This window comes from Paenibacillus sp. FSL H8-0104, from assembly GCF_038050215.1.
Taxonomy (GTDB): domain Bacteria; phylum Bacillota; class Bacilli; order Paenibacillales; family Paenibacillaceae; genus Paenibacillus; species Paenibacillus amylolyticus.
Window position 1 is genome coordinate 5,503,089 of record NZ_JBBOTC010000001.1, and the last position, 25,479, is coordinate 5,528,567.

The window sequence follows — 25,479 nt, forward strand, 5'->3', positions numbered from 1 at the left end:
AACCAATAGAACACTTCCTCTGAACGCAAAAAACTTCCCGAAGGAAGTTTCTTTTTAAAACGTCCCAGGAGGGATGCTCTCCTTCCAGTCGAGACTGCGAAGTAGCGCTAACGAAGCGAATGCTCCGACGAACCATTGGGGTTCTCTTCCCCTGAACGCAAAAAAAACTTCCCGAAGGAAGTTTTCTTTTAATACGTCCCAGGAGGGATTCGAACCCCCGACCGACGCCTTAGAAGGGCGTTGCTCTATCCAGCTGAGCTACTGAGACAAATATGTATAATAAATTTTCGGCGCGGTTCTTATTATACTCTGATTTCTATATTTTTCAATAGTTTTATAAAAAAATTAATAATTATACTTAAATGCGGGTTCAAAAACTCCGGTTTTCAGTACCGAGAAGATGGAATAAAGCTAGAAATGGAGTAGCGGAGCGTAGGCAAACTACGTGAGCAACTACATTGTTTCCAAAGGAAACAACCTTCGTAAGCATCCTCTTATTTCGGCTGAATTCCATATTCGATGTTGATGATGCCACTAGGCATCATTCGTAATCAAAGGCGATAAATGTACTTTTCGGTGTTATTCTCATAATCCAGCCCCTTTGAGAATATGATAGCTTGAACCAGGTTATATTGAGGAGATTGGGACATTTAGAGTAAGATTAACATCAGACATTTTCAATGTCAGAATTGCTGGGTAATCTTTTGCATACATACATTTCAATGATCCATTGAAGGAGAGAATCGTCATGAGACAGCTTTTATCAGCCCTATCCTATTTCAGTATTTTCTTTGCCCCGTTCCTGTTTCCGATCATTATATGGATTGTTGCCAAGGATGATTACATTGAGGGACATGCAAAACGCGCCTTATTCTCACATGTATTCCCCTTTCTCGCTGCCATTCCGTTATTTTATTTCTTCGTGACTGCGCATAGTCTGGGTTCCGCCGTTGGGTTTGTCATTCTATTCTTTGTGATTTACGGATTAAGCTTTGTGTACAATGTGGTTAAAGGGATTCAAGTGCTGCGCGAGTATGCTTGATCACATCTCCACCTGATCTGACCATCGCATAACAAAACCCGCCGTTCAACAACGGCGGGTTTTTCCAGTTACAGATACAGTCAGAGCAACCAGCAACAGCAACAGGTCACATCTACATGTAGCTCAACATCGAACTCTATCCCACTATCCGCCACATGTGTTGCTGGAGCGTTACCTGTTAAGCCTGCCCGATCAGATAACGCTGAAGTGTTGGACCAAGCAAACCAAAGGAAAACAACTCACTTTGAAACCGAGCTTTATCTTCTTCTACTGTCATACCTTCGCTGTTCTCAAATGCGGTATCTGTCGCCTCTTCAAACGCAGTATGCATATTATTGTTATACCAGTCGATCGCCGAATCGGAGTGATTGCGTACAATTCGAACAACTTCCAGCGAATTTCCGGGCTGTGTTGAAGCCACGTATACAAGTAACGACGGATCTCCGGCATTTCCAGGCTGCACTTCAACCTCTGCACAAGACAATCCATCCACCTCGGTTAATCTGCGTATTTTGGCATCTTGAATGGCATACATTCGTCATCGCGCTCCTTTTCCTTTGTGCTTATCATGTACTTTGTTCAATCTGGTATCGTGTCTCTGGTGTGCCTAATCGGTAAATCTCTCGATACACCTGTTGTAATACCGTTTCATAAGCTCGGTTTACGGACTCCTCCGGTGTATCTGGCCATGGGAATACCATGCCAGGAAAGGCCTCTTCCTCCTTTTCCTGCATGAGGCTCAGCAGTCCCAGTAATTGCTCCGCTTCCTGCGGCGTTGCCTGAATGATCCATTCATATGATGTTACCGACGGATCCGGAATAACGGAGCGGCCCATGACAGACACATAATACTTCATACTGTCCATTGCATGTTCTCTCCTTCACAGGCATGTTGAGGCCGTTGTCCCTAGAACTAGTTTCCGAAGAGGACAGACATTTTATGCCTGCTTTCGGCATATATTTGTTACGACCTCTGACGAAAAGACAACATTTGCTGGTTGCCAGTAACTAAGCAGCCATACGGATGAATGACTCGACCAAGAAAGGATGAACAAACCATGTGCGGTATTACCGGCTTCATACAGTGGAATCGGGATTTGACCCAGGAATCAGAGCTGCTGGTCCGTATGACGGATAGCTTGTCGAACCGGGGGCCCGACGCTTCAGGTACATGGATCTCCAATCCTTGTGCCTTTGGACATCGGCGTCTTAGTGTAATGGACCCCGAGAACGGCGCACAGCCCATGCATGCGTTACAGGGAGATACCTCCTATACCGTCGTGTATAACGGAGAACTATACAATGCACCCGAGTTGAAAAAGGAATTGCTCCAGCGGGGGCATCAGTTCCGCACGCAATGTGATACGGAAGTGTTGCTCGCCTCTTATATTGAGTGGGGACCGGCATGTGTTGACCGGTTTAACGGTATTTTTGCTTTTGCCATATGGGATGGGGGACGCGAACAGGTTTTTATCGCAAGAGATCGCCTTGGCGTGAAACCTCTGTTCTACAGTAATAACAAAGACACTCTCGTATTTGGTTCAGAGCCCAAAGCTCTGCTTATTCACCCTGATGTGGAAGCCGCTGTTGGCCCGGAAGGATTGGCCGAAGTGTTTATCGTAGGGCCTGCACGGACACCAGGACACGGCGTATACTCTTCACTAAGCGAACTCAAGCCTGCGCACGCGCTGATCTATAACCGAAACGGTATCCGAACCTATGCCTACTGGAAACTGGAAAGCCAGAACCACGAACATAACCTGGAAGAGACGGCAGCAGAGGTACGCTCTCTCTTGCAAGATACACTGGAGCGCCAGTTGGCTTCGGATGTTCCAGTATGCTCTCTTTTATCAGGAGGACTGGACTCCAGCGCCTTGTCTGCATTAGCCGTTGATTATTACAAGCGAACCGGGCAAGGCCAAATCAGTACGTATTCTGTCGATTATGTGGATAACGCCAAGCATTTCCAGGCGCATTCCTTTCAGCCGGGTGCAGATGGACCCTGGATTAAGCGAATGGTGGATGAACTCAAGACCGACCATCACTGGATTGAGATTGAGAACGGAGAACTGATTCATGCACTGACACAGGCCATGTTAGTCAGGGATCTGCCAGGTATGGCAGATGTAGACTCCTCGCTCTATTTGTTCTGTAAAGAAATCAAAAAAGGGGCCACCGTTGCCATTTCAGGCGAAGCAGCGGATGAAGTGTTTGGCGGTTACCCCTGGTTCCATCGCGAAGATATGCTGAACTCCGGTACGTTTCCGTGGTCTGTAGCACCTGATATGCGAGCAGCGTTGTTATCCCCGGATATTCGGGAATGGATTCGGCCACTCGATTATTTGGCAGACCGCTATTCGGATGCAGTGGCTGAAGTGCCTCTGTTGGATGGGGAAACAGGTAAAGCTGCACAAATGCGGGTGATGTCCTACCTGAATATTACACGTTTCATGCCTACACTTCTGGATCGCAAAGACCGGATGAGCATGGGGGCAGGACTGGAAGTGCGGGTACCTTACTGTGACCATCGTCTGATCCAGTATGTGTTTAACATCCCTTGGGAAATGAAAATAACGGGCGGACGGGAAAAAGGTATTCTGCGTAAAGCACTCGAAGGTGTCCTGCCTGACGATGTGTTATATCGCAAAAAGAGTCCGTATCCGAAAACACATAATCCGCAATATCTGGCCGCGGTCAAACAGCAGGTACTTGATATCCTGGATGATCCCACTTCGCCGATTTTGCCTTTGATCGACAAAACTCAGATCCGCAATCTTGCGTCTTCACCAGATGCAGCTTCCAATCTTCCCTGGTTCGGACAGTTAATGTCTGGGCCACAGTTATTTGCATATCTGACTCAGATCAATACCTGGTTGCGGACATATAAAGTCGCTATTCGTTAAGATCAAGTTATGCATTGATTCAGCATGATGAATTATTTAAGGGTGCCCAAACAGTAACTACTGTGTTTGGACACCCTTTTATTACTTTTTTATAAGAATCTCTGTCGTATGCGCTCGTTCTTCATCCACATTCCACTCAGTTCGATTTATTGCACTTTGAAACGACTGACGGTCTGTTGCAACTGTTCTGCCATCAAGGAGAGATCATTGGCTGCGGAAGCAATCTCCTGCATCGCAGACAACTGCTCCTCTGAAGATGCACTCACTTCTTCTGTTCCAGCGGCCCCCGTTTCGGTCACTTCCATGATTGTTTTCATAGACCTATTAATCTGTTCTACCCCTGTTGACATTTGCTCAATTGAAGCAGAGACTTCCTGTGTTTGCCCCGCTACGCCCCCAACCGCCTCACGAATTTCATCAAATGTGGCTCCCGCCTGGTGAACAAGTGTAATCCCCTCTTGAACCTCTGCGGATACAACCACCATAGATTCAGCAGCATTTCGCATTCCCTTCTCAATCGATGCCACCAATGGAACAATTTGATTAGCAGAAAGCGCAGACTGCTCAGACAGCTTCCGAACCTCTGTAGCAACAACCTGAAACCCTCTTCCCTGTTCGCCAGCTCGTGCAGCCTCAATAGCAGCATTAAGGGATAGGAGATTCGTCTGTGCTGATATTTCCGAGATGCTGTCCACCATTTTCACAATATCCTGAGAGTGTCTGCTCAGTTCCTGGATCACGACCGACAGATTCGACACCGTCCCTTGTATAGAATTCATTTGACCTATCGCAGACTGAACTGACTCGCTACCCGATATTGTTTTTACGGAGACTTTGGTAGCTTCTTCAGACATATGGAGTGTGTTCTCCGTAACTTGTTGAAAGCCTGTCGTTAACTCATTCATCGTTTGGAATCCATCACTCGCCATTCGAACCTGTGTATCCATACCTGTTGCAATCTCACCCATTGTGATGGCCACTTGCTCTGTGGCGGTTGCTGTCTGTTCGGTGCTTGCCGTCAACTCCTCTGAAGAGGCAGCTACCCGTTCTGCACTGTCTCCTACCTGATGAATGAGTGTACGCAAATTTGCAGACATGATGTTAAAGGCTTGGGCGAGATCACCAATCTCATCCTTGTTACGGACCACAATAGGCTCACCAGTCAGATCTCCGTCTGCAATCCGGCTCGCGGATTGGGCAATAGCAGCAACAGGCAAGGATATCATTCTGCCAATGACATACGCCACAAGTGCCCCGATTAGAAGAGAAACCACTCCAATAATTGCAATCCACCTAAGGACCTGCACAATCTGAAGATTAGCCTCCACAACGCCTGAGTTCATGGCATCTTGTTGATGCGTTTCCATACCTTCCACAATGCCTTCAAATTCAGAAATCAGACTTGGGGCTGTATCCTTCAGTAATCTTGAGATTTCACTGTTATTCCCCTGTCTTGTCAATGTCATAATCTGCTGCGCAAGTTCATAATATTGGCTCATCGCTTCATCCGATCGTGAAAGGTAATCTTTCATCGTTGAACTTGAAACTGATGATTTTAATTCTTCATTTAATGCTATGTAATCTTCATAAGCTTTATTAAATGCCTGTTCGTTCTCCGCACTGTCTTCCAGAATATAATTTCTCAAAGCAATCTGCTGTGATTTAAGATCAATCGACATATTTTTAATGAGTAATAGTTTGCTTGTTCTATCATTAATTAATTCTGTATACGTTTTCTCAACGGCTATAAACTGCGTATATGTTATAACCGTTATAGCCACCAATAATAACAGCACAGATGAGAAACCCATAAGTAATTTACGGCTAATTGAGATTTTTTTCATGTGTACTCCCCCGAAAGTTCAGATAACGTGCATGATACTTCCTACATCCACCCTCCTTTCAATTAAATTGAGACTTTAGACCCAATTAAAAATATAATTCGCGATTATATGTACAAATACTATTCATAACAGGGTCTTTTTTCCTATTCATACTAACCCATAAAATATAAAATTTGAATCATAAACTTAAAAATATTATTTTTCAAAATTGTCAAGGCCCTTTTAATAAAGAACACAAACACTAACTTTAGTCCGGTAAAACAAAAAAACACCTTCCAGAAGGCAAGTCCAAACCAAAGGTCTGATCCTGCCTATACTAAAAGATGCGTTTGAAGTTACGCTGATATGTGGTTTAGAAACGGATAAACCTATTCCAGCTCCCCAGTGGAATAGCTAAATATGAAATGCCGGTCAACGAATCAATACCGGATTACGTTCAAGCAGCCCGCTGCCAAACGTTTCTCTGAACGGGGAATCCTCCATATGGATATAACCGATGTAACAGCCACATTTTTTCATGCGACAGGGCCGATCCTCAGACAAAGCCTGCAAACCATCGCGATATAGATGTCCAATGATTCGACGATCCTTGTAACATCTCTTCACATGCCCGGACCCCTGTACATAAAACACTTCCGAACCGGCAGCACATCGTTTGCCCAAGCTCTCATAATCCTGCAGATTACCTTCAAAAAGCGGATCAAGCCCACGTAAAAACTGAATTTCCTCTGGAGTGTAATACTTGGGCCGATCTTTGAAGGCATTAACCCACATATACACATCATCCGGCAAAGCCTGTCTCATGGACTCAATTGAGGGGAAAGCACTACGGAGTCCGACAGTACCGACACTAAAAGCAAGTCCCATCTGACGCAAGGTCAGACATTGTTTAACAAAAGAAGCCTCTTTTGTCTCACGAGGATGATACGTCGCCCAAAAGGCTGCTTTGCTCGCATCCAGCTCCCTCGCCCAATCCAGCTTGACGGACAGGTTGGTTTGAATTGCAACTTTATCCACATGTGGCATATGTGACAGCTCAACCATCGCTTCCCGGTACCAACGACGCACCAAAGCTTCACCGTAGGGATTGAAGAAAATCGAAAATTGGTGTCCCTCAACTTCCTGCTCCCTCACCCAATTCACAAATTGACGCAATTGTTGTTCATCCACTTCCAACGTCTCTTTGGAATCTACGGTTTTGCTAAACGGGCAGTATGGACAGTCGTAATTACAGGAAGACAACTTCCCCCGATAATACAAAGTCGCTCTCATGAGAAAACAAACCCTTCCATCTGTTCACGAATTTCGGCAGATATAAGCCAATCTCCAATCGCATCGGAGTAACCCAGTCCTTCCTCTGTCAGACGCAACACCCGCTTGCCCTCATCACTCTGCAACTCCGCCATGCCCTCTGTCAACAGTTCAGCCAACCAGGCATAGTCGGACATCACATCGGTACCAAAGCGCTGTTGGTAGTCAGACAACGTCAATCCCTCCCGATGCAGCAAGGCTTTCAGAATAAAGCGACGTCTCTGTTCCTCACGGCTTAACACGATGCCATAATCCGCCACATCGTAGCGCTCGGTCGCTACATAATCGGCAATGATGCTCTGTGTGGCCTTGTAACTCACGCCATACTTCGAAGCATAATGTACTTCACTCGTATAAGAGCGTGCGCCACACCCCAGACCAACCATACCCTCCTCCTGACAACTATAAGGCAGAAGCACTTTGGAGGACGACTGTTCTTTGGCAAATCTGCGCATCGAATATTGAACATAACCTTTACTTTTCAAAGTCTCACGTGCAGCTTTATACAGCTCCATCCGAATGTCAGGTCCCTGACGTCGAATATCATCAGGTTTCACGATTGTATTTTCCCGTGTATACAAGGGATAGATGAAGATTTCGCCCGGTTCGTAGGCCAGAACTCTTTCCAGTGAATATATCCACGATTCCACCGTTTGACCCGGCAAACCATAGATCAGATCCAGATTTAACAATGGGAAATCATACCGAGTAAGCTTCTCAAGCGCTCGTTCAACTTCCTGCGGTTTTTGTGGACGATAGATGGCAGATGCTTCAGCTTCAATAAAACTCTGGATGCCCATACTGACACGATCCACACTTCGTTCCTTCATGATGGCCAGCTTGGCTTCCGTAACGGTATCCGGCGACGTTTCCACCGAAATCGATGCTTGCGCAGGGTCCAGCCCCATCACATGTTCAGCAATATCAAACAGACGATTCAACTGAACCTCATTTAATAATGTAGGCGTTCCCCCACCAATCGCGAACCGCGAATACGGTCTTCGAGATGTAATAGGTGCCCACTGCTTCGCCTGACGTTCCAGCGCATCTACATAGCGTTCATGCGTATCATCCCGTCGATCCGGCAGTGTGAACAGATTACAGAATCCGCAACGAGCAGCACAAAAGGGAATATGCATATATAAAAAATACGTATCGGTATTTTCTCGTTCCCACAGTGGCCCTAACGGCAGTGGTGGGTCAAGCTCCCGATAGGCTGTCTTGTGTGGGTACGAGTATAAGTAAGAACGATAAGGGAATGCCAGTACTTCACTGAGACTTGTAGCTATATTGGATCCGGACTGTGTGGAATGGCCTGTTGTTGTATGTTGTATATGTTTCTCCATCGGTTTCCTCCTGTCTCCGGTTGTTGTCCTCATAAGATCAATACATTCTATACTAAAAATTCACGGTAAGGCACCGTCCAGACGACATCATGTGCAAGCCGGTGTCCTTGATACCCGTCTTCACCGTAAGCTGTACCATGATCGGAAAAAGCTAGGCAATACGCAGGCCGGGCGCGTTTTCGCACCGCCTCGAACAATGGTCCAAGAGCCTCATCTACATATCGAAGTGCAGCTCTCTGAGTCTCCACCGAATCCTCCTTCGCTCCTTCTACAAAGTAACGATTGGGTCCATGAATGGCAGACACGTTCAAAAACATAAATATCTTTTCATCCGGCGCTGTCTGTTCAAGCAACTTTAATGCATGCTGTACCTGATGCTCTGTTGATTTGGGGTTGGTTACCCCAAAGTTCATTCTCCAGTAGCTCTGTTGGAAATAACCGGGCAATACTTTTGCAAGCGGATTTTTTTTCGTAAAAAAGATGACGCCGCCAATACAGATGGTACGGTAACCTTCAGCTGCGAACCCGGATACGATATCCGGTGTATCAAACAGCCAGGTGTGCGGATGTGTTTTGAGTCCGGTATTCCGGGAATGAAATAGCCTTACATGAGATGCCTTATCTGTATTGGCAGGAGTCGGCATAAAACCACCAAAAAAAGCATGGTGTGCCGCATATGTAAAACTGCCTGGGGTATGACGCTTCTCCCACGGACCCGAACCACACAGATTAGGACAATTCTCCTCTTCCAGCTTGGCTACGTCATAGCGTAACGTATCCAGCGTAATCATTAACAGATCATGGGAGCCCACAATGGTGTTCATATCAGGCATGTTGAATAGGCTCCTTTCGTAAAAGTTCCATTTCCCACTCATAGGTTCCGAGGCCATGATGCTCGACCCTGTATAACAGATCTCCAAATGGATTCACATCCAGCACATAGGCACGCGGATTCGAACCACTAGTAAGCATCACATCAATCCCAGCTGACCACGAGTTGGGAAATGCAGACATGGCTGCTTGCGCTGCCAACCGTACCAGCGCCATCCGCTGTTCATCCAGGCCTGCTTCAGCAGGCAGCATACGCTCATTGCGCAGATGCAGATTGGTAATCGGGGTACGGCTCAGCCGTATAATCGCGTGACCTGCCTGTCCACCTGCAACCAGTTGGCGAATATCATAGGCCCGCTGATCAAGCGTGGCTTTTGGCATCCATCGTTCAATCTGTGCACCTTCTGCACATAACCAGTTCATCAGCGTAGCAATCTCTTCACTGCGGGTATACTTGCGTAGACGTCCTTCATTGAAGAAAATCGTCTTGCCCTGTCTCTGTTCCATCCCCATCGTTGTTACAGCGATTTCATCACCCGTTCGAGGATTGACTTGATAGGCAACAACTCCTGAAGCCCCGGAGCCGCACGCAAGCTTCACAAACACACGATGCATCTCGGCAGACTTCATTGAGCTACGCAGGTCCATATAATTACGGATTGGCCGCGAAAATTGCAGCGCCGGAGGTACATCAACTCCATGTGAAGATAGATGTTGCTGACAAGTTCTCTTGTCAAACATCAATTGGATATCGGCGGGATCATTCATGAATCGGACTTCAGACCATATCTCCCGAGACTCACGGCCGATTCGATCCAAGCATGCTTTCCAGCCACGAAACCACTGGGCGGGAGCGTAGATTCTTCCCCACTCCTGTTCCAGCGCAAGTGCCTGTTCTGCGGAAAATGCTTCTGTACCCATCCCAGCCGTTAATGTTGACGAATCATTCATAGCTCCAAGGAACAGTAGTTCACGCTCCACGTCCCAATCCTCACCAGGAGCATCAATCCGAATCAGGGGTACAGGCAGATTGAAATCTACTGTATCAGCGATGGTTCGTCCGTGTCTCCAATTCTGCAGCAATTGAGCATATGGCAGTACAACCGCAGGTTTCAGACCCAATCTATGCCTAGCCTCTTGCAGCCCTTGTGTTCGTCGGTTATCAGGGTTTCCGATCAATAAAAAGGGCTGATCTTGCGTTAGATCAGGTACATCTATTGGTTGATGCAAACTCTCATTCATTTCCTTTACACCTGACATCGACTATTCCGTTAACGATGGATAGCGCCAGTCATCCTCATCACTCTGTTGCTGGTCGCTAACGTCTACAGATATACCCGATCGGTTCCATCGACTGATCATTTCATTGGTCATGTAATGGTAACTTAGATCAAGATGTTTCAGTTTCTTGATCTTGTCACTGGCAAGCAACGCCTCAGCCCCTTCATCGGACAACGTTCCTTGCGATAGATCCAGTACTTCAAGTTGATCCAGAATAGGTGCTTCAGCTGCTACTTTGGCAATCTCATCCTGAATTTCACTGTCTTTCAGACCCAAGTAAACCAGCTTTGGAAACAATCCTTTTTCTAGCAAAGGAAGCACATCTTCAAGTGATCCATTGAAACCATAATTATCCACACCCAGGTACAGTTCCAGTTTACGCAATTCAGGCAACTTGGCATGGGTGATTGAAGATAACACTTCTTTCGGGAGACCACCACAAATAATAATCAATTCTTCAAGCTTGGCATGCTGGAGTGGTTCCAGACTGAGGCCGCTACTGCCCATTACAGAGAATGATTTTAATTCTGGAAAGGCACCTAACAGTGGTGTGAGATTTGTCTGGATAATCCACGATACTTCACATTCTTCGAATCCCATATCTCCAATAAACAGTTTCTTCAATGACGGAAAGCTTGGAGCAGACTCGACAAGCGAACCTATGAACTCGTCAGGCGAATTTTCATAAGCCTGTCCCCAATCTCCGATGACCAGACTTTCCAATGAGCTAGCCTCCGGTTTAGCTGCCAGTTCCTTAATTAACTTTTCCATACGAATGCCGTCCTCATAATCATCGTAAGATACAACAAGCTTCACTTCTTGCATGAGTAGATCCCTCCGTTTAAGGTTCATATATGATTCGTTAGTTTGAATGTTAACCCATACCACACAAGGCTTGCAACTTCTTCCAACTCCAGTCCCAATGAGATTCCCAATCGTGCAATGTAAACCATTTCTCATGTAGGTACAAGAACATACGTTCTTATGTGTAGTCGCAGAAATAGCTATCTTCAATTAGGTATATGGATGGACCTTCACTAAACCCGATCAATACTTCATTTCATAGAAAAAGCGTTAATGGCGGATGAAGCATCCCATCGGAATGCTTCTGTCCTTCCATTAACGCTTTGATGTTCACATATCATGAAGTTAAATCAAAATGTTTCGTTTAGTCTCAGCCTTCAAGTCTGGATACAAGCGCTCTCAGCGCATGACCACGGTGACTAATCGCCTGTTTTTGCTCAAGCGTCAGCTCTGCCATCGTCATCTCGTATTCAGGGACATAGAAGAGTGGGTCATATCCAAAACCGCCAGCACCTGCAGCTTGAGCCGTAATCCAGCCTTCCGCAGTGCCTTCTGATTCATACTTATCACCTGTTGTCGGATCGTACAGGACCAGCGCACAAACGAAACGAGCCGGACTTAGTAGCGGCTGCTCGGTGTCCTCACCGGATTTCAACGATTCCAGCGTCTCCAGCAACTTCGCATTATTCTGTGCATCCGTTGCTCCTTCGCCTGCATATCTCGCTGAATATACTCCCGGCTCACCATCCAACAGGTCTACACATAAACCTGAATCATCTGCCAGAACCGGCAAACCAAGCGCATCACCAACCGCTTTGGCTTTCTTCCAGGCATTCTCCGCAAACGTTACGCCATCTTCTACGACATCGGGCAGCTCCGGATAGTCAAACATACTCTTAACCTCTTTGCCAAGTGGTGCGAAAGCATGAGCGAATTCACGGACTTTCCCCGCATTGCGGGTTGCGACAATGAGGATTGGGCTGTCCAAACTCATCTTAGGCTTCCCCTAATCCACGCGCGCCGATCTTGAGCGCAATCGGTCCAAGCACTTCTTTTTGACGCTCAATCATCTCCAAAATCCCCTGCTCGCCCAGTTCCAACATGGCGTTCAGCTCACGGCGATCAAATGGTGCTTCCTCACCTGTTCCCTGAAGCTCGACGTATTTACCGCCACCTGTCATCACCAGGTTCATGTCTACCTTGGCTTTGGAATCTTCATCATAGTTCAGATCCAGTACAGGCTGTTCACCCACAACACCCACACTTACTGCGGCAATGAAATCCGTAATCGGGAACACTTGCAGTTTGTGCTGTTGGGAGATCTTGTTCACGGCAAGCGCCAGCGCTACAAACGCACCGGTAATGGACGTTGTGCGTGTGCCTCCGTCAGCTTGAATAACATCACAGTCCAAGGTAATCGTACGCTCACCAAGAGCCTGCAGATTAACTACCGAGCGCAGTGCCCGACCAATCAGACGCTGGATTTCCATGGTGCGTCCAGTTAATTTGCCACGATTGGCTTCACGTTGGTTCCGGGTATGTGTTGCACGTGGCAACATGGAATATTCAGCTGTTACCCAGCCTTTACCCTGCCCTTTCATAAAGGGTGGTACACGTTCCTCTACTGTAGCTGTACAGATCACCTTTGTATCTCCAACTTCAATCAGTACAGAGCCCTCGGCGTATTTATTCGTGTTCACTGTTAAATTCAGCGGGCGCAGCTGTTCGCTGGTTCGTCCGTTTGATCTCATATTTTCTGCCTCCTACGACTTAAGCATCCTGTAATGTTGAACTTATTCACACTTTTAGAGATTGTTCAAAAAGCTCGCTTTTGATTACGAAAAATGCCTTAAGGCATCATCAGCATCGAATATGGAATTCAGCCGAATAAGCATAAGCTTACGAAGGTTGTTTCCTTCGGAAACATTGTAGTTGCTCACGTAGTTTGCCTACGCTCCGCTACTCCATTTCTAGCTTCATCCCATCTTCTCAGTACTGAAAACCGATCTTTTTGAACACGTATTTTTACGAATCCCTTATATTTTACCAAAGAGTTCGGTTAAAAGCATCCTTAAGCATTCTGCGTTCATTAAATCGGAATTTCGTTGATATATTCAGGCTTGGAAACCGGCGCACTGTAATCCCTGTTGTCGTCACCCATGACCGTTTTTTGGCCGTTCCACTCGATCTGTACTTTGGCATCCTTGCTGGCTGTGTTCTCCGCAGTGGTTAATACGACAGATTGTAACAGCTCGCTTGGCACGATATCCCCTTCGGCAAACATATCATCTTTCAAGGCAACCGTGACCGTGCCATCCTCTGCCGTTTTGACCGATTGCAGCTCGGTTCCGCCTGTCATAACCTCTTCCAGTTCTCCACCTTTGTCAGGTCCTTTGATCAGTTCGTTCAATGCTGCCTGCACCCGATCTTCACCAGGTGTAACCAGACGTGTAACCGGAACATAATATTGGATGCCTGCTGGCGAAGCAGCGGAGAAATAGACCGTTACCGGGCTGCTGTTGGTCACAAACGTATCACCCAGATCCAGATTGATTCCCACAGCCCGATTCAGCGGTTCAGGCAACGGCGTGCTGTTCACAGGCATTTGTGTTAACTTTTTGCCATCCACCCAGATCTGCACATTCTCCACATCAGGCGTTCCCGTCAATGTCCACGTGACAGCTTCTAGCATTTTCCGTTCTTCCTTTGCATCATACTTGGCAAAATTACCCGAGAACTCAACAACCGCCAGCTTGTCATCCGCGTGAATCGTTACATTCTGCACAACCGTACCCTGCGGGAGAACGCCCTGGAATCCTTCAGGCAGCATACCCGCATAGGCCCCGCCTGTTACAAGTGTATCCAGAGCTGTCTTTGGACTGCTTGCGTCTGTTCCAGAAGGAAGTGTCAGGGATACCGGAGCGAGCAGCCCCTGCTGGTCTTGCAGATATACCGTCGTTAACGGGAGCATTGCGAGTGCTCCATTCCCTTCGGCCGCTTGAATCATAGCCGCTTCCTGGATGGGCGGTGGTGGATCAACAGCTTCGGAAGACTGTGCTCCAAACATGCCGCAGCCTGACAATACCATAGGAATACTCAGCAGCGCTGCTGCCGATACCGTACGCAAAGAATGGATCTTTCTCATGATCACGTTCCCCCTCATCATTTTTACAGTTTGTACTACCATGTATACGAGCCTTTGTCCAAAAAATAACTAAAAGATAATAAGAAAAATGTCTATCAACGCACTTTCACGGAAGACAGACCGTGTTTAGCTGAAATTTTCCATGTAGTAATCGAATTGCTCAACTTCACTGAAACTTATATTTTTATTATCTTAAAGAAACGTAAACCAGGTTAATAACGTATTAGGAAGCAAGAGTAGGGACATTGCTAACTTCAGAGGAGGAATCGCCCATGGAACATCCTGAGCAAGAAAAAATCCCTTACAGCCTGAATAGCCGCAAGGTGGCGGAGGCAACAAGGGAATGGCTGCATAAGCGGGGCGTCACGATCCCTGAGATCGCAGAGCTGGTCATGTTATTGCAACAAAAATATTATCCAGGTCTTACGATGGAAGAATGTATCGAAAATGTGGAGATGGTTCTCCGTAAACGTGAGGTACAGAATGCTGTTCTGACCGGGATTCAGCTTGATATTCTGGCAGAACAGGGGCAGCTCATATCTCCTTTGCAGGAGATGATTGAGAACGATGAAGGACTGTATGGCGTGGATGAGATTTTGGCATTCTCCATCGTCAATGTATATGGCAGCATTGGATTTACTAATTATGGTTATGTGGACAAGCTGAAACCGGGGGTGCTTGAACGACTGAATGACAAGAGCCTGGGCCCTGTCCACACGTTCTTCGATGATATTGTTGGTGCGATTGCATCAGCAGCGAGCAGTCGGATCGCCCATCGCAAACAATCCGAGCTTGAAGAAGCACTGGGAGAAAAACCTGTTAGTGATGACGCTGTATAATCCGTAACTCGTTTCATACCTGAAGCTATGTAGAACATTGGACTGTGTGTGGATGCTTCGTGAAAGAATTGTTTGAGGAAATAACTATTATGGAAAAAGCGGCCAGTTGGCCGCTTTTTTGCATGTGTAAGATACTTTTCGATCATCCATATGTTATTATTTCAGATGTTTAGGTCGTACCGTTCCCACCAAACCAAAACCTTCAACCCAATTCTGCTCGGAAGGTGAACCAGATGTTGCCCGTTTCGGTCCAATTGTGATTTCCGGGCCTTTGCGTTCTCTCAACATCCCACGCAACACCGTAATACCGAGAATGCTCAGTCCGGTAAATACATATATCATCCGCATGATAATATTGCCAGAATCCGTTCCGGTAACCATGCCGTGAACCAGCAGACCAATGAACACCGGATAGGACAACATGTGGAACATGAACCACCATTTACGGCCCAGCTTGTTCCGCAGATCACTGGATACCAGGACAATCACTAATCCGTAGAAGGCTAACGTTCCCAGACCACTGCCGATCGGATGTACGGAGGCGGTAAAAGGAATCAGAAGTTCGCCCCAGGTAAATGGGCTGTAATGATCAATATATAACGTTAATGCGTGCACGAGTCCAAGTCCGAAGGCGAGCCAGGTCGTTCGAGTATGCCATTTGAACATGGCTGCTTTTGGTTTGCCTTTGGCCATAGGCATCCCTTGCGCAATACCCAGAAACACACCGGCAAAGAGCAACACATAAGCAGCAATTCCACTAATTCGAATGATATTCCACGTTGGCAGGTAATCTACAATCCATTGTGCCATAACCGGCTCCCCCATATCTGTTAGACTTGTCCTAGATCAGACTGAAGCGATGATCCGGATCAAAACCGGACCAATGCTCAGCAAGCGTATCCGTATTCCCTCTGAAATAATTACTCCCATCCCGTGTCATCCACAGGACGTCATGCCGATCGTAATGTCGGTTTAACCAGCCCACGGCTTCGGCACTCCCCAGAATGCATACCGTCTTGGCAATGATCTCGCATTGCGAAGCATGCTGTCCCATAACGGTACACTGCAATACGTCCGTATCTGCAGGCTCCATCGTCCGGGGGTCAATGAGGTGGTGTGCAAAGCTTCCATCCGTATTCTGCCATTGTCTGCGGGAAATACCCGAAGTGGCAACAGCTCCTCGCTGTAAACGGATCGCTCCCGACATAGCACCCTGATTCTGCAAAGGATCTGCTACTTGCAAGGTCCATTGGGAATGGTCTGGTGAACCCCATACTTGAATATCTCCACCCGCGTTAATCAAACCCGCTGGAATATGCAATGTTCGCTGCAACCAGTCTGCGATACGCTCTACTGCCCAGCCCTTAACAATGCCTCCCAAGTCCAACTCAGCTCCGGGGTCCAGATGAACCATCCGGCTACCTTCCCGCTGGATCCAGCTCGGACGGCTGTGGTCATATCGATCTTCATTCAGGTGTTCTCGTTCGCAATACACGTTCAATTAATGGACGTTTCAATTGTCGTTGTTGCACCTTCTCGAAGCTTAGATCATATCCCGAAGCCTGAAGAGCCTGCGAGATACCCGGTTGAAAAATCCCTTCGGTCAGGCCAATATATCCATAGGCCAAACTCAAAACTTCATCCATCGCAGCGGAGATGGGCATCCATCCGGTTGAAGCATTCAAACGATTCAGTTCACTGTCTGCAACAAATCGGCTGAAGCGCTGCTCCTGCGTCTCAAACCAATTCTTCACCACGGTTGCTGCATGTTCAGCTTCTTCCCGCCCAGCTGACAGTTGCACTTCAACATCCGTGTTCATCGCACGGAATTGAAATCGGAGCGGACGAGCAACTTGCTCCGTGCGGCTCATGATGCACCTGTACGTGACTGATAGTTGCCACTGCTGTATCCGGAGTCTGTACCCTGGTTATTTTGCCCGATACGCTGAGAATCTGAATAATTCCCCTCGTTACTCGAGCTCTGATCTGGCCGAGCTGCTTGTGTGCTATCGGATGTTCCATTATATTGACTATCATTATTGTCATTGTCCTGCGTGTTCCAGTTGTTGCTGTCCGTTGTACTGTTGATCCATTCATCCATCACATCATCATGCGTATCCACTTGGCTTGAAGCAGTAACGCTTGTATCTGTGCCATTTGCTGCTGCATAGGCCACATCAAAGGCATCCGAAGTTCTTACATATTGAAAAAGTGCAGCCACAGTCAACGTTGCTGCCGCTGAAGCTTGCCATTTTCTCCATTGATTCCGTTTTCTTCTGGTCATCGCTCTTCCCTGCTTTCTTTAGGGTGTGTCTCAAGACATGCCCTAGCGAAGTTCATAGATGTATCATAGGCGCGCTGGCTTAAAAATAGATGAATGAACCGTTAAGAGAGGCTAAAAAGGCCCAGAACAGGTGAATTTCCTGTCCCGAGCCTCTATATAAGATCGTATTATCATTTCATATCGATATCATCATTCCGTTTAGATTTGAAAATAGAACGTGCCATCCGGTTGCTGCTCTTGTTTCACTAGTTCGCGTCGAATTAACTCCTGCAAATGGGCTAACGTCTCACTCATGGCAAACCGCAGTTGATGGGTACCCAGCCGATTGCCAAACATGTGCACACAGATGTCATAAGCATTCGCCGGTGACTCCTGAATTCGCTCCGTCATCTTCTGAAGACGTTCCTCGTGATGAGCCAGCAATTGAACTGTCCGTTCGTTGAACTGGGCAAAAGGATTCCGATGCCCCGGATACGCCTGCTTGACATTCAGCTCCCCAAGACGTTGCAATCCTTCCATATAAGACAATAATGGCTGAGGGTCACTGCCGGGTTGCAGACTGATATTCGGTGAAATCTGTGGCAAAACTGCATCTCCGCACAGAATCTCCATGGACTCCGGCGCATAAAAGGATAAATGGCCTGGGGCATGTCCACCCGTCTCCACAGCAACCCAACGTTTCCCGCCCATATCAAGCCACTCGCCATCTTCAATGGGTGTCACCTTCGGAAGTGGTGTGATCTGCGAAGTAAATGCCTTCATATGTTCATGTATCTGCTCAGTCTTGTCTTCCGGCATACCATGACGACCATAATAATCAGGTAATATTGTATTGATGCGTGAATCAGGTCCCCACATATAGTCGGCCTCTTGGCGGGAGCGTGTGGACATTCGAACGGGTGCCCCCGTCATCTGTTGCATCCAACCCGACAACCCAAGATGATCGGGGTGATGGTGGGTCAGTACAATTTGACGAATATCGCTAAAGGTCAGGCCGAGATCTGCCAGTGCTTCACTCCACTCCTGTTCTGTTTCCGAATTACGCGGTCCCGGATCTATAATGGTTATCTTCCCATCCGATTCTGATAACACATAACTGTTCACCCATCGTAAGGGAAATGACATGCTGATCTTGACCCGGTGTATGCCCTCTGTCATGGGCATCTCTTCTGTGCGCTTCATGTTATCCCCCTTCCAGACTGTCTCTGTTCACTCCACAGGACGACGACCAACAAAAATCATGCGCGGAGAAGTCTGCTCGTCATATTTCTCTTCGTCATAGCCGCCATGTACCTGATCTACCCGGAGTCCGGCGGCACTTAACATCTGACTCAGTTGTTCACGTGTGTACAACTTCACACGTTCCTGATATACCCGCGGTTCATGTCCGGATGTGGTATCCGTAATGCGAATTTCCTTTTGCACAAACCCTTCCTCAATCTTGCGATACTCCTCAATCCGCTGCCCCTCATCCTCTCGAACGGAGTGCTGCACCAGATGCCGAGTCACATAAGCCGTATTCATAAAATCAATTATAAAGCTGCCACCCGGGCGAAGCATACGATGAATGGCACGTAATACTTTCAGTTGTTCTCCGTCCTCCAGGAAATAACCAAACGATGTGAACAGATTAACTACAGCGTCAAAGCCACCTTTCAGCGGCAGTTCACGCATGTCTGCGTGACACCAAGATACTCGGTGTTCAGTGTCCATTAGGCGCGCTTCACGTAGAAGCACATCGGACAGATCAACTCCGGTCACTCGCAATCCTGCGTCAGCAAGTGCCATGGAGTGCCGTCCCATACCGCAGCATAGATCCAATACTTCAGAATTGGGCTCAAGCTTCAACCAATTAATCATTTTATGTACTTCCTGATGGGCACCCTGCACATCCCGGTGCTTGTATACGAGAAGATAATCTTCTCCAAAACTCTTTTCATACCATTCCGTCATCCATTCTCGCCCTCCACTTGGTCACTGGCTCTCTATCTGTAGTACGCTATGTACAGGCCTGATCATTTCCACTAGCTTTAATGTATTGTAACGTCTTTATTCTGCAAACTCAAAAAATTCCAGTAATTTTCCAACATTAAAGAGCCAAAATGCACACGAGGGAATACTCTGTTTATTGAATGTACAACATTATTAAAATGTACATCATTAACCTTGAGCACTTAAAACATGTACATAAATGAATAATATTTACACAAATCAACGTTAATAAAAACCCAGATTTAATAGAAAGAACCGTTTGAATAAAGAAGGTAGCCAGAATTTTATTCTGGACTACCTTCTTTTCCTATCTTTATTTCAATTAACTTATAGCTTATTTTTGAATCGTATTCTGTTCATTAATTTTAAATACATAATCAAAAAAATTCGAGGAATAGAAGTTTTTCCCTTCTTAGAGAGGTTGTTTAACATAATCTGTAGAGGTATCTATTTATAAGTCTCAAATATTGTCTGTAACAGTTAATCGGTTATGGATCTGATTTATGAATTTTTAAGTGGCAACAACGCTTACATTAAAATCAAAGGAAATATCCTCATTATAAATATAATATATAGGTTTAAAAATACATTTACTTTAATTCGATTATGTAAGGTTGCTATTTGATTTGATAAGCTTATATATGCCAATTGAGCAATATTTTTGTAAGTACAAGATTTTCAAAAGGAGAGGGCATAAATTGAAAAAACTTAAAACCACACATAGTAACACTGCGGATGCTGCATCTTCTGTCCGCCTCCCATGGGTAGGGCTAATTCCGCTTGCCTTAGCTGGATTTATAAGTCTCTTAACTGAAATCATTCCGGCTGGTTTATTGCCACAGATAAGCGAAGGACTTGGAATCTCAGAGGCATTAGCTGGGCAATTCATAACGTTGTATGCCCTTGGCTCTGTCTTGGCAGCAATTCCACTAACTACAGCTACACGCGGTTGGCGGAGGCGGCCACTGTTGTTGCTAAGCTTGATTTGTTTTTTCTTGTTTAACAGTGTTACAGCTCTATCTTCCAGTTACACAATAACTCTTGTTGCCCGATTCTTGGCAGGTGCAGCCGGAGGTGTTTTGTGGGGAATGTTAGCAGGTTATGCTAGCCGCATGGTGCCTGATTCGCTCAAAGGTCGAGCTATGGCGGTAGCAGGAATAGGTACACCTTTGGCTATGGCGCTTGGTGTTCCCGCGGGAACAATACTCGGCACTCTTGTAGGCTGGCGTACAGTTTTTGGAATCATGTCAGTGTTTACTGTCTTGTTAATCGTTTGGATACTCTTAAAAGTTCCAGACTTTGCTGGTCAATCAACGAATAAGAGACTTCCCCTTCATAAAGTTTTCGTTAAACCGGGGATTCGCCCTATCTTGTTTGTCGTACTAATATGGGTACTAGCTCACAATATTCTATACACATATATTACGCCTTACCTCGCTCAAGTTGGGCTTGGTCAACGTGTTGACATTATACTATTTGTTTTTGGTATTGCATCGGTTGTGGGGCTCTGGATTACAGGAATATGGATTGACCGCATGCTTCGTCCATTGATTCTATGCAGCCTTGCGGGTTTCGCTCTAGCATCTATGATGTTTGGGATAAGTAGCAGTCAGCCAGTAGGGATCTTTTTGGCTGCTGCATTGTGGGGGCTGACTTTTGGCGGAGCCGCTTCACTGCTTCAAACGGCTGTAGCTGAAGCTTCTGGTGATAATGTGGACGTGGCTCAGTCTATGCTGGTAACAGCATGGAATTTGGCTGTAAGCGCTGGCGGGTTAATTGGTGCGGCCCTTCTTGTAACAGTTGATGTCCTCTCATTTCCATGGGTTATGCTTATTCTCGTACTCATTGCGCTACTCGTAGTATGGAAAGCGAAAGAACATGGATTCACAACAAAGAGTGGATAGATTCATTTTTCAACTCTTCGAGAGATGGAATGATGGGTTTATAATCAATGGGTGAAGACATAACAATTAGAATCGTATACGTTCCATATTTATCACAGTCATTGCCGAACTCTTCAAGTGCGTATGTAGAGTCGGCAATGACTTTCATTAAAAAATTGTGTTCTCCGCTTATACGATGACACTCGACAACAAAGGGTGACGACCGAACAAAATCGAGAAAAACATTACAGTTTCTAGTACTAAACAGGAAATAGGCGGCAACATTTTTTCCGGTTTTTTGCGGAGAAATGATTGTGCGATATTCCTGAATAATTCCCTTTTCCTCCATCCGTTTGACTCTTTCCGTTACAGCAGGTTGGGATAGCCCCACCAATCTACCGAGTTCAGTCATGGAAATCCTAGCTTGATTTTGAAGGTGTAAAAGGATTTGGTTATCAACATGATCCACTCTAAGTATCCTCCTTATAATTTAAAGGTATTATTATATTATCGTTTATACAAATTAATTTATCAATTCATGGACATCAATGCCGTATTCATAAAATCAATTATAAAGCTGCTCCAACATTGAAGAGCCAAAATGCACACGATATAATGTTAGACATATGCCTGCAAATCGGTTAATTATAAGAGGTTGTTCAAAAAGCAACAGGAGGTGTTCTTATGATTCACATCGGACTTACCGGATGGGGGGATCAGGAAGATCTCTATCCAAACCGTACCAAAGCTAAAGACAAGCTCAGTCTATACGGACAGTACTTCTCCACCGTGGAGGTGGATAGTTCCTTCTACGCCGTTCAGCCGCGGGATCGAATGGCACGGTGGGCTGCCGAGACGCCCGAATCCTTTGCTTTTATCATCAAAGCCTATCAGGGAATGACCGGACATCTGCGGGGCAAGCCCTACTTCACCAGCACGTCGGAGATGTATAAGGCTTTTCGAGAATCACTAGAGCCCGTCATTGAAGCTGGCAAGATGCAGGCAGCCTTGTTTCAATATCCACCTTGGTTTGAGTGCAATAAGGACAACGTGAAAGAGCTTCGTGAAGTGAAACTGAGAATGGAAGGTATTCCGTGTGCCCTGGAATTCCGTCATCGTAGCTGGTATGAAGGTGACATGCGCGAGCGGACGCTTTCGTTCCTGAAAGAGCAAGGCTGGATTCACAGCGTCTGTGACGAACCTCAGGCAGGTCTTGGTTCTATCCCCATCGTGCCACAGGCGACGGATTCCGAGATGACACTGGTTCGCATGCACGGACGTAATGTGTCCGGGTGGCATCAGAATGGTGCGCCCAATTGGCGCGAGACCCGTTACCTGTACCGTTACAACAAGGAAGAATTGTTGGAATGGAAAGGGTATCTGGAGCAATTGCAGGAGCAGAGCAAGGATGTCTATGTTATTTTTAATAACAACTCCGGTGGCGATGCAGCGGCGAATGCCCAGATGATGATGGACCTGCTGGATCAGCCGGTGAAGCCTTTCCCTGACCGTACTGAACCGGAGAAGGAAGAAGGACCAGAGCAACTGGAATTATTTTGACTCGTGTAAAAGACGGAGTTACTCACATTATAGGGTGAAGATACGTGAGTGTTATTGCTATTATGCAGAGCGGATTCGAAATTGGAAACAAACTAAAAGCGGCAAGCCCGAGGGCTTTGCCGCTTTCTTTAGCTGGTAATCTATCTATAGAAGGCTATCCACATACAGCCGTTTCGTTGTGTCAAACATCAGCGCTGCGCGGCTGTAACCGAAGAATCGATAGACGCCTTACGGAGCTGCTCGTTCATTTTATGCGCTTCAATGCCTGCTAAGAGCACAATGCCGATCCCATGGGTATCGTTCAGATTCCATCCCAGATCATCGCGATAATACAAGGCGGTAAACGAGTACCCGGAGCCCCGGCATACCCCGTATATATTGCCTTTATAATCAATCGACAAGCGCGTTATGCCTTCCCATCCTCTGCGCACTGCCTCCAGATAAGACTCTGGCTGTTCCAGCCAGCCTTCCCGAATACCACGGGCATAAGCGTAGATGAACATGGATGTGCAGGAGGTTTCTTCATACGAATCTGGGCGGTTCAGCACCTGATGCCATAGTCCATTTTCCCCTTGCAGCGCCAGATAACCTTGACTTAAATCACGATAGAAAGTTAGCAGTTCCGACCGTTTCACATGATCATGTGGCAGGATAGATAACAACTCGGTTAATGAAAAGAGCACCCAGCCGTTCCCCCGTCCCCATGGAATACCTGTCGCCCGACCACGCACAAAATCATACACGTGGGACATGATCTGTTGATCGGGAAGGTAGAGGTATTTACGGAACATCAGAAACTGATTGATCGCATCATCCCAATACGTCGCATCGCCTGTCAATTGACCATAACGCATCAGAAAAGGTGTACTCATGTACAAGTCATCACACCACATCGTCTCCTGACGCATCTCCCCACTGCCGCGAACCCGGTAAAAGGCACCATCCTCCAGACGTTCCTGCTCATCCGTAATGTAACCCGCAATCCGATCCGCAGTATCTCTTCCCCCACGAATATCACCGAACTCCATCGCAGCAAGCAGCGTAGACCCAAACGAACCGCAATCATCCAGACTGTCGATGGCAGACAGCTGATTATTAATCCCTGCCGCACCGTAGCCTTCCCGATCCCACAGACCATAGCGGTCAAATGAAGTGCTCAGTTCAATATGTTGCCGCACATACTGAATGTAATCATCCCGTCCCAATTCCTGTCCCGTCTGTAGCAGTCCAAGCAGGGTAACGCCAAGCGGATAATTCCACTTTCCGTAATGTGTATTTTCCAGGTAAGGACGGACATGGGTGTCGGGAAGATCTACCCGCCAATACACACCTTGTGCGCCATCATCAAATACGGTATCTGTTCGCACGATGTCGGCATGCGATGGTTCAGCACCGGGAGCAAACACACCCGTGTACAGCCAGGGGTCAGAACATCCCGCAACCGGATGAGGCGATTTCAGTCTCCAGCCTTTGGAATCCGAACGCTCGGCATCTTCCAACGTGAATCCCCATGGACCGCCTACTGCCTGGATTTCACCTTTCGCGACCAGATCGGATGAACCGTAACGGCGTGCGAGTTCAACTCGGAAGTTACCGCTACCTCCAGCAGAGTATACTTCCGTACCATCCACATACAGAGTCAAAGCTCCATCATGACGACCTTTTAAAATAACTGGTGATGTTCCTGGCAAAGTTACATCCAATCTGGACCATGCGTAGGCAACAGCGGGCTTTTCTGTACCAAAGATGCGGGCAAAAGAACCCATGCTCTGTTCCTCATCTGTCCAGCCCCTGCACGGATACCAGGAAAGGCCCGTTTCTTCTTCCGTCATGCCATCACGAGGAAGAGATACTACAGGTTCATCGACGGGTTCCGAATATAACCAGCCCTCCTGACCCTGACGATCTGCCCCAGGAGTGAGGAAGTGCAGGGGGAAATTTTTGAACGAGGCTGTTCCGTAGATACCGCCGAATCCCACTTCTGTTTTGACAAAACACAGCAATACATCATTCCAGCCATAGTTCATGGAAATCGGAATCTGGGTTCTTCGCTCGGGAAATAACTCCTGTAACAACTCAGACTTGAATATCTCTTCACCGTTCACATAAATCGTCACCGGACTATAACAGTTCAGGCCCGTATTTAACGTTGCATTCTGCTCGCTCCATAACTTGCCCCATACATACACGTATTGCCCTGCATGCGCCTCTACGCATTTCTCATTCAGATTCAGGTCGTAGCGGTAGTCCCCACGTCTACGAAAACCTCCCTGATGATAAGCTCTGAACAAAAAGGAATGTTTCGGATGATCGCCAATATAACGCTGAGCCACCGTTGTCAATATATCCGGAATTGAATCGTACACCTTACCTGCAATCGCCTCGTTCTCATGAAAATAACGAATGATCGTCAG

At 46.8% G+C, this 25,479-nt stretch carries 24 protein-coding genes and 1 tRNA gene; 5 read left to right on the forward strand and 20 right to left on the reverse strand.

The genetic code is table 11. The features are described from left to right. Nucleotides 1–194: 194 nt before the first annotated feature. Nucleotides 195–268, reverse strand: a tRNA-Arg gene (locus NST38_RS24240). Nucleotides 269–748: 480 nt separating this feature from the next. Between NST38_RS24240 and NST38_RS24245 the strand changes: the two genes are divergently transcribed. Further along, on the forward strand, nucleotides 749–1,042 hold the full coding sequence (locus NST38_RS24245; RefSeq protein ID WP_017692583.1) for a DUF4870 domain-containing protein: 294 nt from the start codon (nucleotides 749–751) through the stop codon (nucleotides 1,040–1,042). Nucleotides 1,043–1,220: 178 nt separating this feature from the next. Here the strand turns inward: NST38_RS24245 and NST38_RS24250 are convergent, their stop codons facing one another. Then, on the reverse strand, nucleotides 1,221–1,577 hold the full coding sequence (locus NST38_RS24250; protein WP_036605881.1) for a hypothetical protein: 357 nt from the start codon (nucleotides 1,575–1,577) through the stop codon (nucleotides 1,221–1,223). Nucleotides 1,578–1,608: 31 nt separating this feature from the next. Next, on the reverse strand, nucleotides 1,609–1,908 hold the full coding sequence (locus NST38_RS24255) for a hypothetical protein (protein ID WP_017692581.1): 300 nt from the start codon (nucleotides 1,906–1,908) through the stop codon (nucleotides 1,609–1,611). Between the two features lie 192 nt (nucleotides 1,909–2,100). Here NST38_RS24255 and asnB point away from each other — a divergent pair, with 192 nt between their 5' ends. Continuing rightward, the gene (gene asnB / locus NST38_RS24260) at nucleotides 2,101–3,945 is read left to right on the forward strand and encodes an asparagine synthase (glutamine-hydrolyzing) (protein ID WP_036673522.1); all 1,845 of its coding nucleotides are present in this window, start codon (nucleotides 2,101–2,103) and stop codon (nucleotides 3,943–3,945) included. 146 nt (nucleotides 3,946–4,091) lie between these two features. On the opposite strand, the gene NST38_RS24265 is transcribed toward asnB, so the two are convergent. The 9 genes from NST38_RS24265 to NST38_RS24305 form a co-directional block, all read right to left on the reverse strand. Next, nucleotides 4,092–5,789, reverse strand: a complete 1,698-nt coding sequence (locus NST38_RS24265) for a methyl-accepting chemotaxis protein (RefSeq protein WP_076253314.1) — start codon at nucleotides 5,787–5,789, stop codon at nucleotides 4,092–4,094. A gap of 411 nt (nucleotides 5,790–6,200) precedes the next feature. Next, complete coding sequence (locus NST38_RS24270) at nucleotides 6,201–7,061, reverse strand: STM4011 family radical SAM protein (RefSeq protein WP_076253313.1); 861 nt, start codon at nucleotides 7,059–7,061, stop codon at nucleotides 6,201–6,203. After that, a complete protein-coding gene (locus NST38_RS24275) occupies nucleotides 7,058–8,446 on the reverse strand; it encodes an STM4012 family radical SAM protein (RefSeq protein ID WP_076253312.1) in 1,389 nt (462 codons plus the stop codon). Before NST38_RS24275 ends, NST38_RS24270 begins: the two co-directional genes overlap by 4 nt. Nucleotides 8,447–8,493: 47 nt before the next feature. Further along, entirely contained in the window at nucleotides 8,494–9,279 is a 786-nt protein-coding gene (locus NST38_RS24280; protein ID WP_036673514.1) for an STM4013/SEN3800 family hydrolase, read from the reverse strand. Continuing rightward, nucleotides 9,272–10,537: an STM4014 family protein gene (locus NST38_RS24285; RefSeq protein ID WP_341344091.1), complete on the reverse strand. Its 1,266-nt coding sequence runs from the start codon at nucleotides 10,535–10,537 to the stop codon at nucleotides 9,272–9,274. The genes NST38_RS24280 and NST38_RS24285 overlap by 8 nt, the downstream gene beginning before the upstream one ends. Nucleotides 10,538–10,540: 3 nt before the next feature. Continuing rightward, complete coding sequence (locus NST38_RS24290) at nucleotides 10,541–11,383, reverse strand: STM4015 family protein (protein ID WP_076253310.1); 843 nt, start codon at nucleotides 11,381–11,383, stop codon at nucleotides 10,541–10,543. A 349-nt stretch (nucleotides 11,384–11,732) separates the two neighbouring features. Then, entirely contained in the window at nucleotides 11,733–12,356 is a 624-nt protein-coding gene (locus NST38_RS24295) for an XTP/dITP diphosphatase (protein WP_017692573.1), read from the reverse strand. 1 nt (nucleotide 12,357) lies between these two features. Continuing rightward, nucleotides 12,358–13,113 (reverse strand): ribonuclease PH, encoded by a 756-nt coding sequence (rph, locus tag NST38_RS24300; protein WP_017692572.1) that lies wholly within the window; start codon nucleotides 13,111–13,113, stop codon nucleotides 12,358–12,360. Nucleotides 13,114–13,451: 338 nt separating this feature from the next. Then, nucleotides 13,452–14,507 (reverse strand): GerMN domain-containing protein, encoded by a 1,056-nt coding sequence (locus NST38_RS24305; RefSeq protein WP_047841205.1) that lies wholly within the window; start codon nucleotides 14,505–14,507, stop codon nucleotides 13,452–13,454. Between the two features lie 272 nt (nucleotides 14,508–14,779). Between NST38_RS24305 and NST38_RS24310 the strand changes: the two genes are divergently transcribed. Continuing rightward, the gene (locus tag NST38_RS24310; RefSeq protein WP_017692570.1) at nucleotides 14,780–15,346 is read left to right on the forward strand and encodes a phosphatidylglycerophosphatase A family protein; all 567 of its coding nucleotides are present in this window, start codon (nucleotides 14,780–14,782) and stop codon (nucleotides 15,344–15,346) included. 156 nt (nucleotides 15,347–15,502) lie between these two features. Here NST38_RS24310 and NST38_RS24315 read toward each other — a convergent pair whose 3' ends face one another. From NST38_RS24315 to NST38_RS24340, 6 genes are all read right to left on the reverse strand, one after another. Beyond that, nucleotides 15,503–16,156, reverse strand: coding sequence for a ferric reductase-like transmembrane domain-containing protein (locus NST38_RS24315; RefSeq protein WP_076253309.1), 654 nt, complete (start codon nucleotides 16,154–16,156; stop codon nucleotides 15,503–15,505). Between the two features lie 31 nt (nucleotides 16,157–16,187). After that, a complete protein-coding gene (locus NST38_RS24320; protein WP_341344092.1) occupies nucleotides 16,188–16,760 on the reverse strand; it encodes an FAD:protein FMN transferase in 573 nt (190 codons plus the stop codon). 52 nt (nucleotides 16,761–16,812) lie between these two features. After that, entirely contained in the window at nucleotides 16,813–17,217 is a 405-nt protein-coding gene (locus NST38_RS24325) for an FAD:protein FMN transferase (protein ID WP_341344093.1), read from the reverse strand. Continuing rightward, a complete protein-coding gene (locus NST38_RS24330; protein WP_036605873.1) occupies nucleotides 17,214–17,630 on the reverse strand; it encodes a hypothetical protein in 417 nt (138 codons plus the stop codon). Before NST38_RS24330 ends, NST38_RS24325 begins: the two co-directional genes overlap by 4 nt. A 198-nt stretch (nucleotides 17,631–17,828) precedes the next feature. Beyond that, nucleotides 17,829–18,812, reverse strand: coding sequence for an MBL fold metallo-hydrolase (locus tag NST38_RS24335; protein WP_076253307.1), 984 nt, complete (start codon nucleotides 18,810–18,812; stop codon nucleotides 17,829–17,831). 27 nt (nucleotides 18,813–18,839) lie between these two features. Next, nucleotides 18,840–19,583 carry a class I SAM-dependent methyltransferase gene (locus NST38_RS24340; protein WP_076253306.1) on the reverse strand — a complete coding sequence of 248 codons (744 nt, stop codon included), beginning with the start codon at nucleotides 19,581–19,583 and terminating at the stop codon, nucleotides 18,840–18,842. Between the two features lie 737 nt (nucleotides 19,584–20,320). On the opposite strand from NST38_RS24340, the gene NST38_RS24345 reads away from it, so the two are divergent. Further along, nucleotides 20,321–21,526 (forward strand): MFS transporter, encoded by a 1,206-nt coding sequence (locus NST38_RS24345; RefSeq protein ID WP_076253305.1) that lies wholly within the window; start codon nucleotides 20,321–20,323, stop codon nucleotides 21,524–21,526. Here the strand turns inward: NST38_RS24345 and NST38_RS24350 are convergent. Continuing rightward, nucleotides 21,507–21,974, reverse strand: a complete 468-nt coding sequence (locus NST38_RS24350) for an Lrp/AsnC family transcriptional regulator (protein WP_076253304.1) — start codon at nucleotides 21,972–21,974, stop codon at nucleotides 21,507–21,509. The genes NST38_RS24345 and NST38_RS24350 overlap by 20 nt on opposite strands. A gap of 215 nt (nucleotides 21,975–22,189) precedes the next feature. Between NST38_RS24350 and NST38_RS24355 the strand changes: the two genes are divergently transcribed. Next, nucleotides 22,190–23,065, forward strand: coding sequence for a DUF72 domain-containing protein (locus NST38_RS24355; RefSeq protein WP_076253303.1), 876 nt, complete (start codon nucleotides 22,190–22,192; stop codon nucleotides 23,063–23,065). A 188-nt stretch (nucleotides 23,066–23,253) separates the two neighbouring features. Here NST38_RS24355 and NST38_RS24360 read toward each other — a convergent pair whose 3' ends face one another. Further along, complete coding sequence (locus tag NST38_RS24360) at nucleotides 23,254–25,431, reverse strand: glycoside hydrolase family 88/105 protein (protein ID WP_256720145.1); 2,178 nt, start codon at nucleotides 25,429–25,431, stop codon at nucleotides 23,254–23,256. Between the last annotated feature and the right edge of the window lie 48 nt (nucleotides 25,432–25,479).

Bases quoted from the DNA above. Each gene is read 5' to 3' on its own strand.
- NST38_RS24340 (WP_076253306.1), bottom strand. From the start codon at position 19,583: ATGACGGAATGGTATGAAAAGAGTTTTGGAGAAGATTATCTTCTCGTA.
- NST38_RS24285 (WP_341344091.1), bottom strand. From the start codon at position 10,537: ATGTCAGGTGTAAAGGAAATGAATGAGAGTTTGCATCAACCAATAGAT.
- NST38_RS24320 (WP_341344092.1), bottom strand. From the start codon at position 16,760: ATGGTTCATCTGGACCCCGGAGCTGAGTTGGACTTGGGAGGCATTGTT.
- NST38_RS24270 (WP_076253313.1), bottom strand. From the start codon at position 7,061: ATGAGAGCGACTTTGTATTATCGGGGGAAGTTGTCTTCCTGTAATTAC.
- NST38_RS24265 (WP_076253314.1), bottom strand. From the start codon at position 5,789: ATGAAAAAAATCTCAATTAGCCGTAAATTACTTATGGGTTTCTCATCT.
- rph (WP_017692572.1), bottom strand. From the start codon at position 13,113: ATGAGATCAAACGGACGAACCAGCGAACAGCTGCGCCCGCTGAATTTA.
- NST38_RS24335 (WP_076253307.1), bottom strand. From the start codon at position 18,812: ATGAAGCGCACAGAAGAGATGCCCATGACAGAGGGCATACACCGGGTC.
- NST38_RS24290 (WP_076253310.1), bottom strand. From the start codon at position 11,383: ATGCAAGAAGTGAAGCTTGTTGTATCTTACGATGATTATGAGGACGGC.
- NST38_RS24330 (WP_036605873.1), bottom strand. From the start codon at position 17,630: ATGACCAGAAGAAAACGGAATCAATGGAGAAAATGGCAAGCTTCAGCG.
- asnB (WP_036673522.1), top strand. From the start codon at position 2,101: ATGTGCGGTATTACCGGCTTCATACAGTGGAATCGGGATTTGACCCAG.
- NST38_RS24250 (WP_036605881.1), bottom strand. From the start codon at position 1,577: ATGTATGCCATTCAAGATGCCAAAATACGCAGATTAACCGAGGTGGAT.
- NST38_RS24325 (WP_341344093.1), bottom strand. From the start codon at position 17,217: ATGAGCCGCACGGAGCAAGTTGCTCGTCCGCTCCGATTTCAATTCCGT.
- NST38_RS24245 (WP_017692583.1), top strand. From the start codon at position 749: ATGAGACAGCTTTTATCAGCCCTATCCTATTTCAGTATTTTCTTTGCC.
- NST38_RS24310 (WP_017692570.1), top strand. From the start codon at position 14,780: ATGGAACATCCTGAGCAAGAAAAAATCCCTTACAGCCTGAATAGCCGC.
- NST38_RS24275 (WP_076253312.1), bottom strand. From the start codon at position 8,446: ATGGAGAAACATATACAACATACAACAACAGGCCATTCCACACAGTCC.
- NST38_RS24255 (WP_017692581.1), bottom strand. From the start codon at position 1,908: ATGGACAGTATGAAGTATTATGTGTCTGTCATGGGCCGCTCCGTTATT.
- NST38_RS24315 (WP_076253309.1), bottom strand. From the start codon at position 16,156: ATGGCACAATGGATTGTAGATTACCTGCCAACGTGGAATATCATTCGA.
- NST38_RS24355 (WP_076253303.1), top strand. From the start codon at position 22,190: ATGATTCACATCGGACTTACCGGATGGGGGGATCAGGAAGATCTCTAT.
- NST38_RS24280 (WP_036673514.1), bottom strand. From the start codon at position 9,279: ATGCCTGATATGAACACCATTGTGGGCTCCCATGATCTGTTAATGATT.
- NST38_RS24295 (WP_017692573.1), bottom strand. From the start codon at position 12,356: ATGAGTTTGGACAGCCCAATCCTCATTGTCGCAACCCGCAATGCGGGG.
- NST38_RS24305 (WP_047841205.1), bottom strand. From the start codon at position 14,507: ATGAGAAAGATCCATTCTTTGCGTACGGTATCGGCAGCAGCGCTGCTG.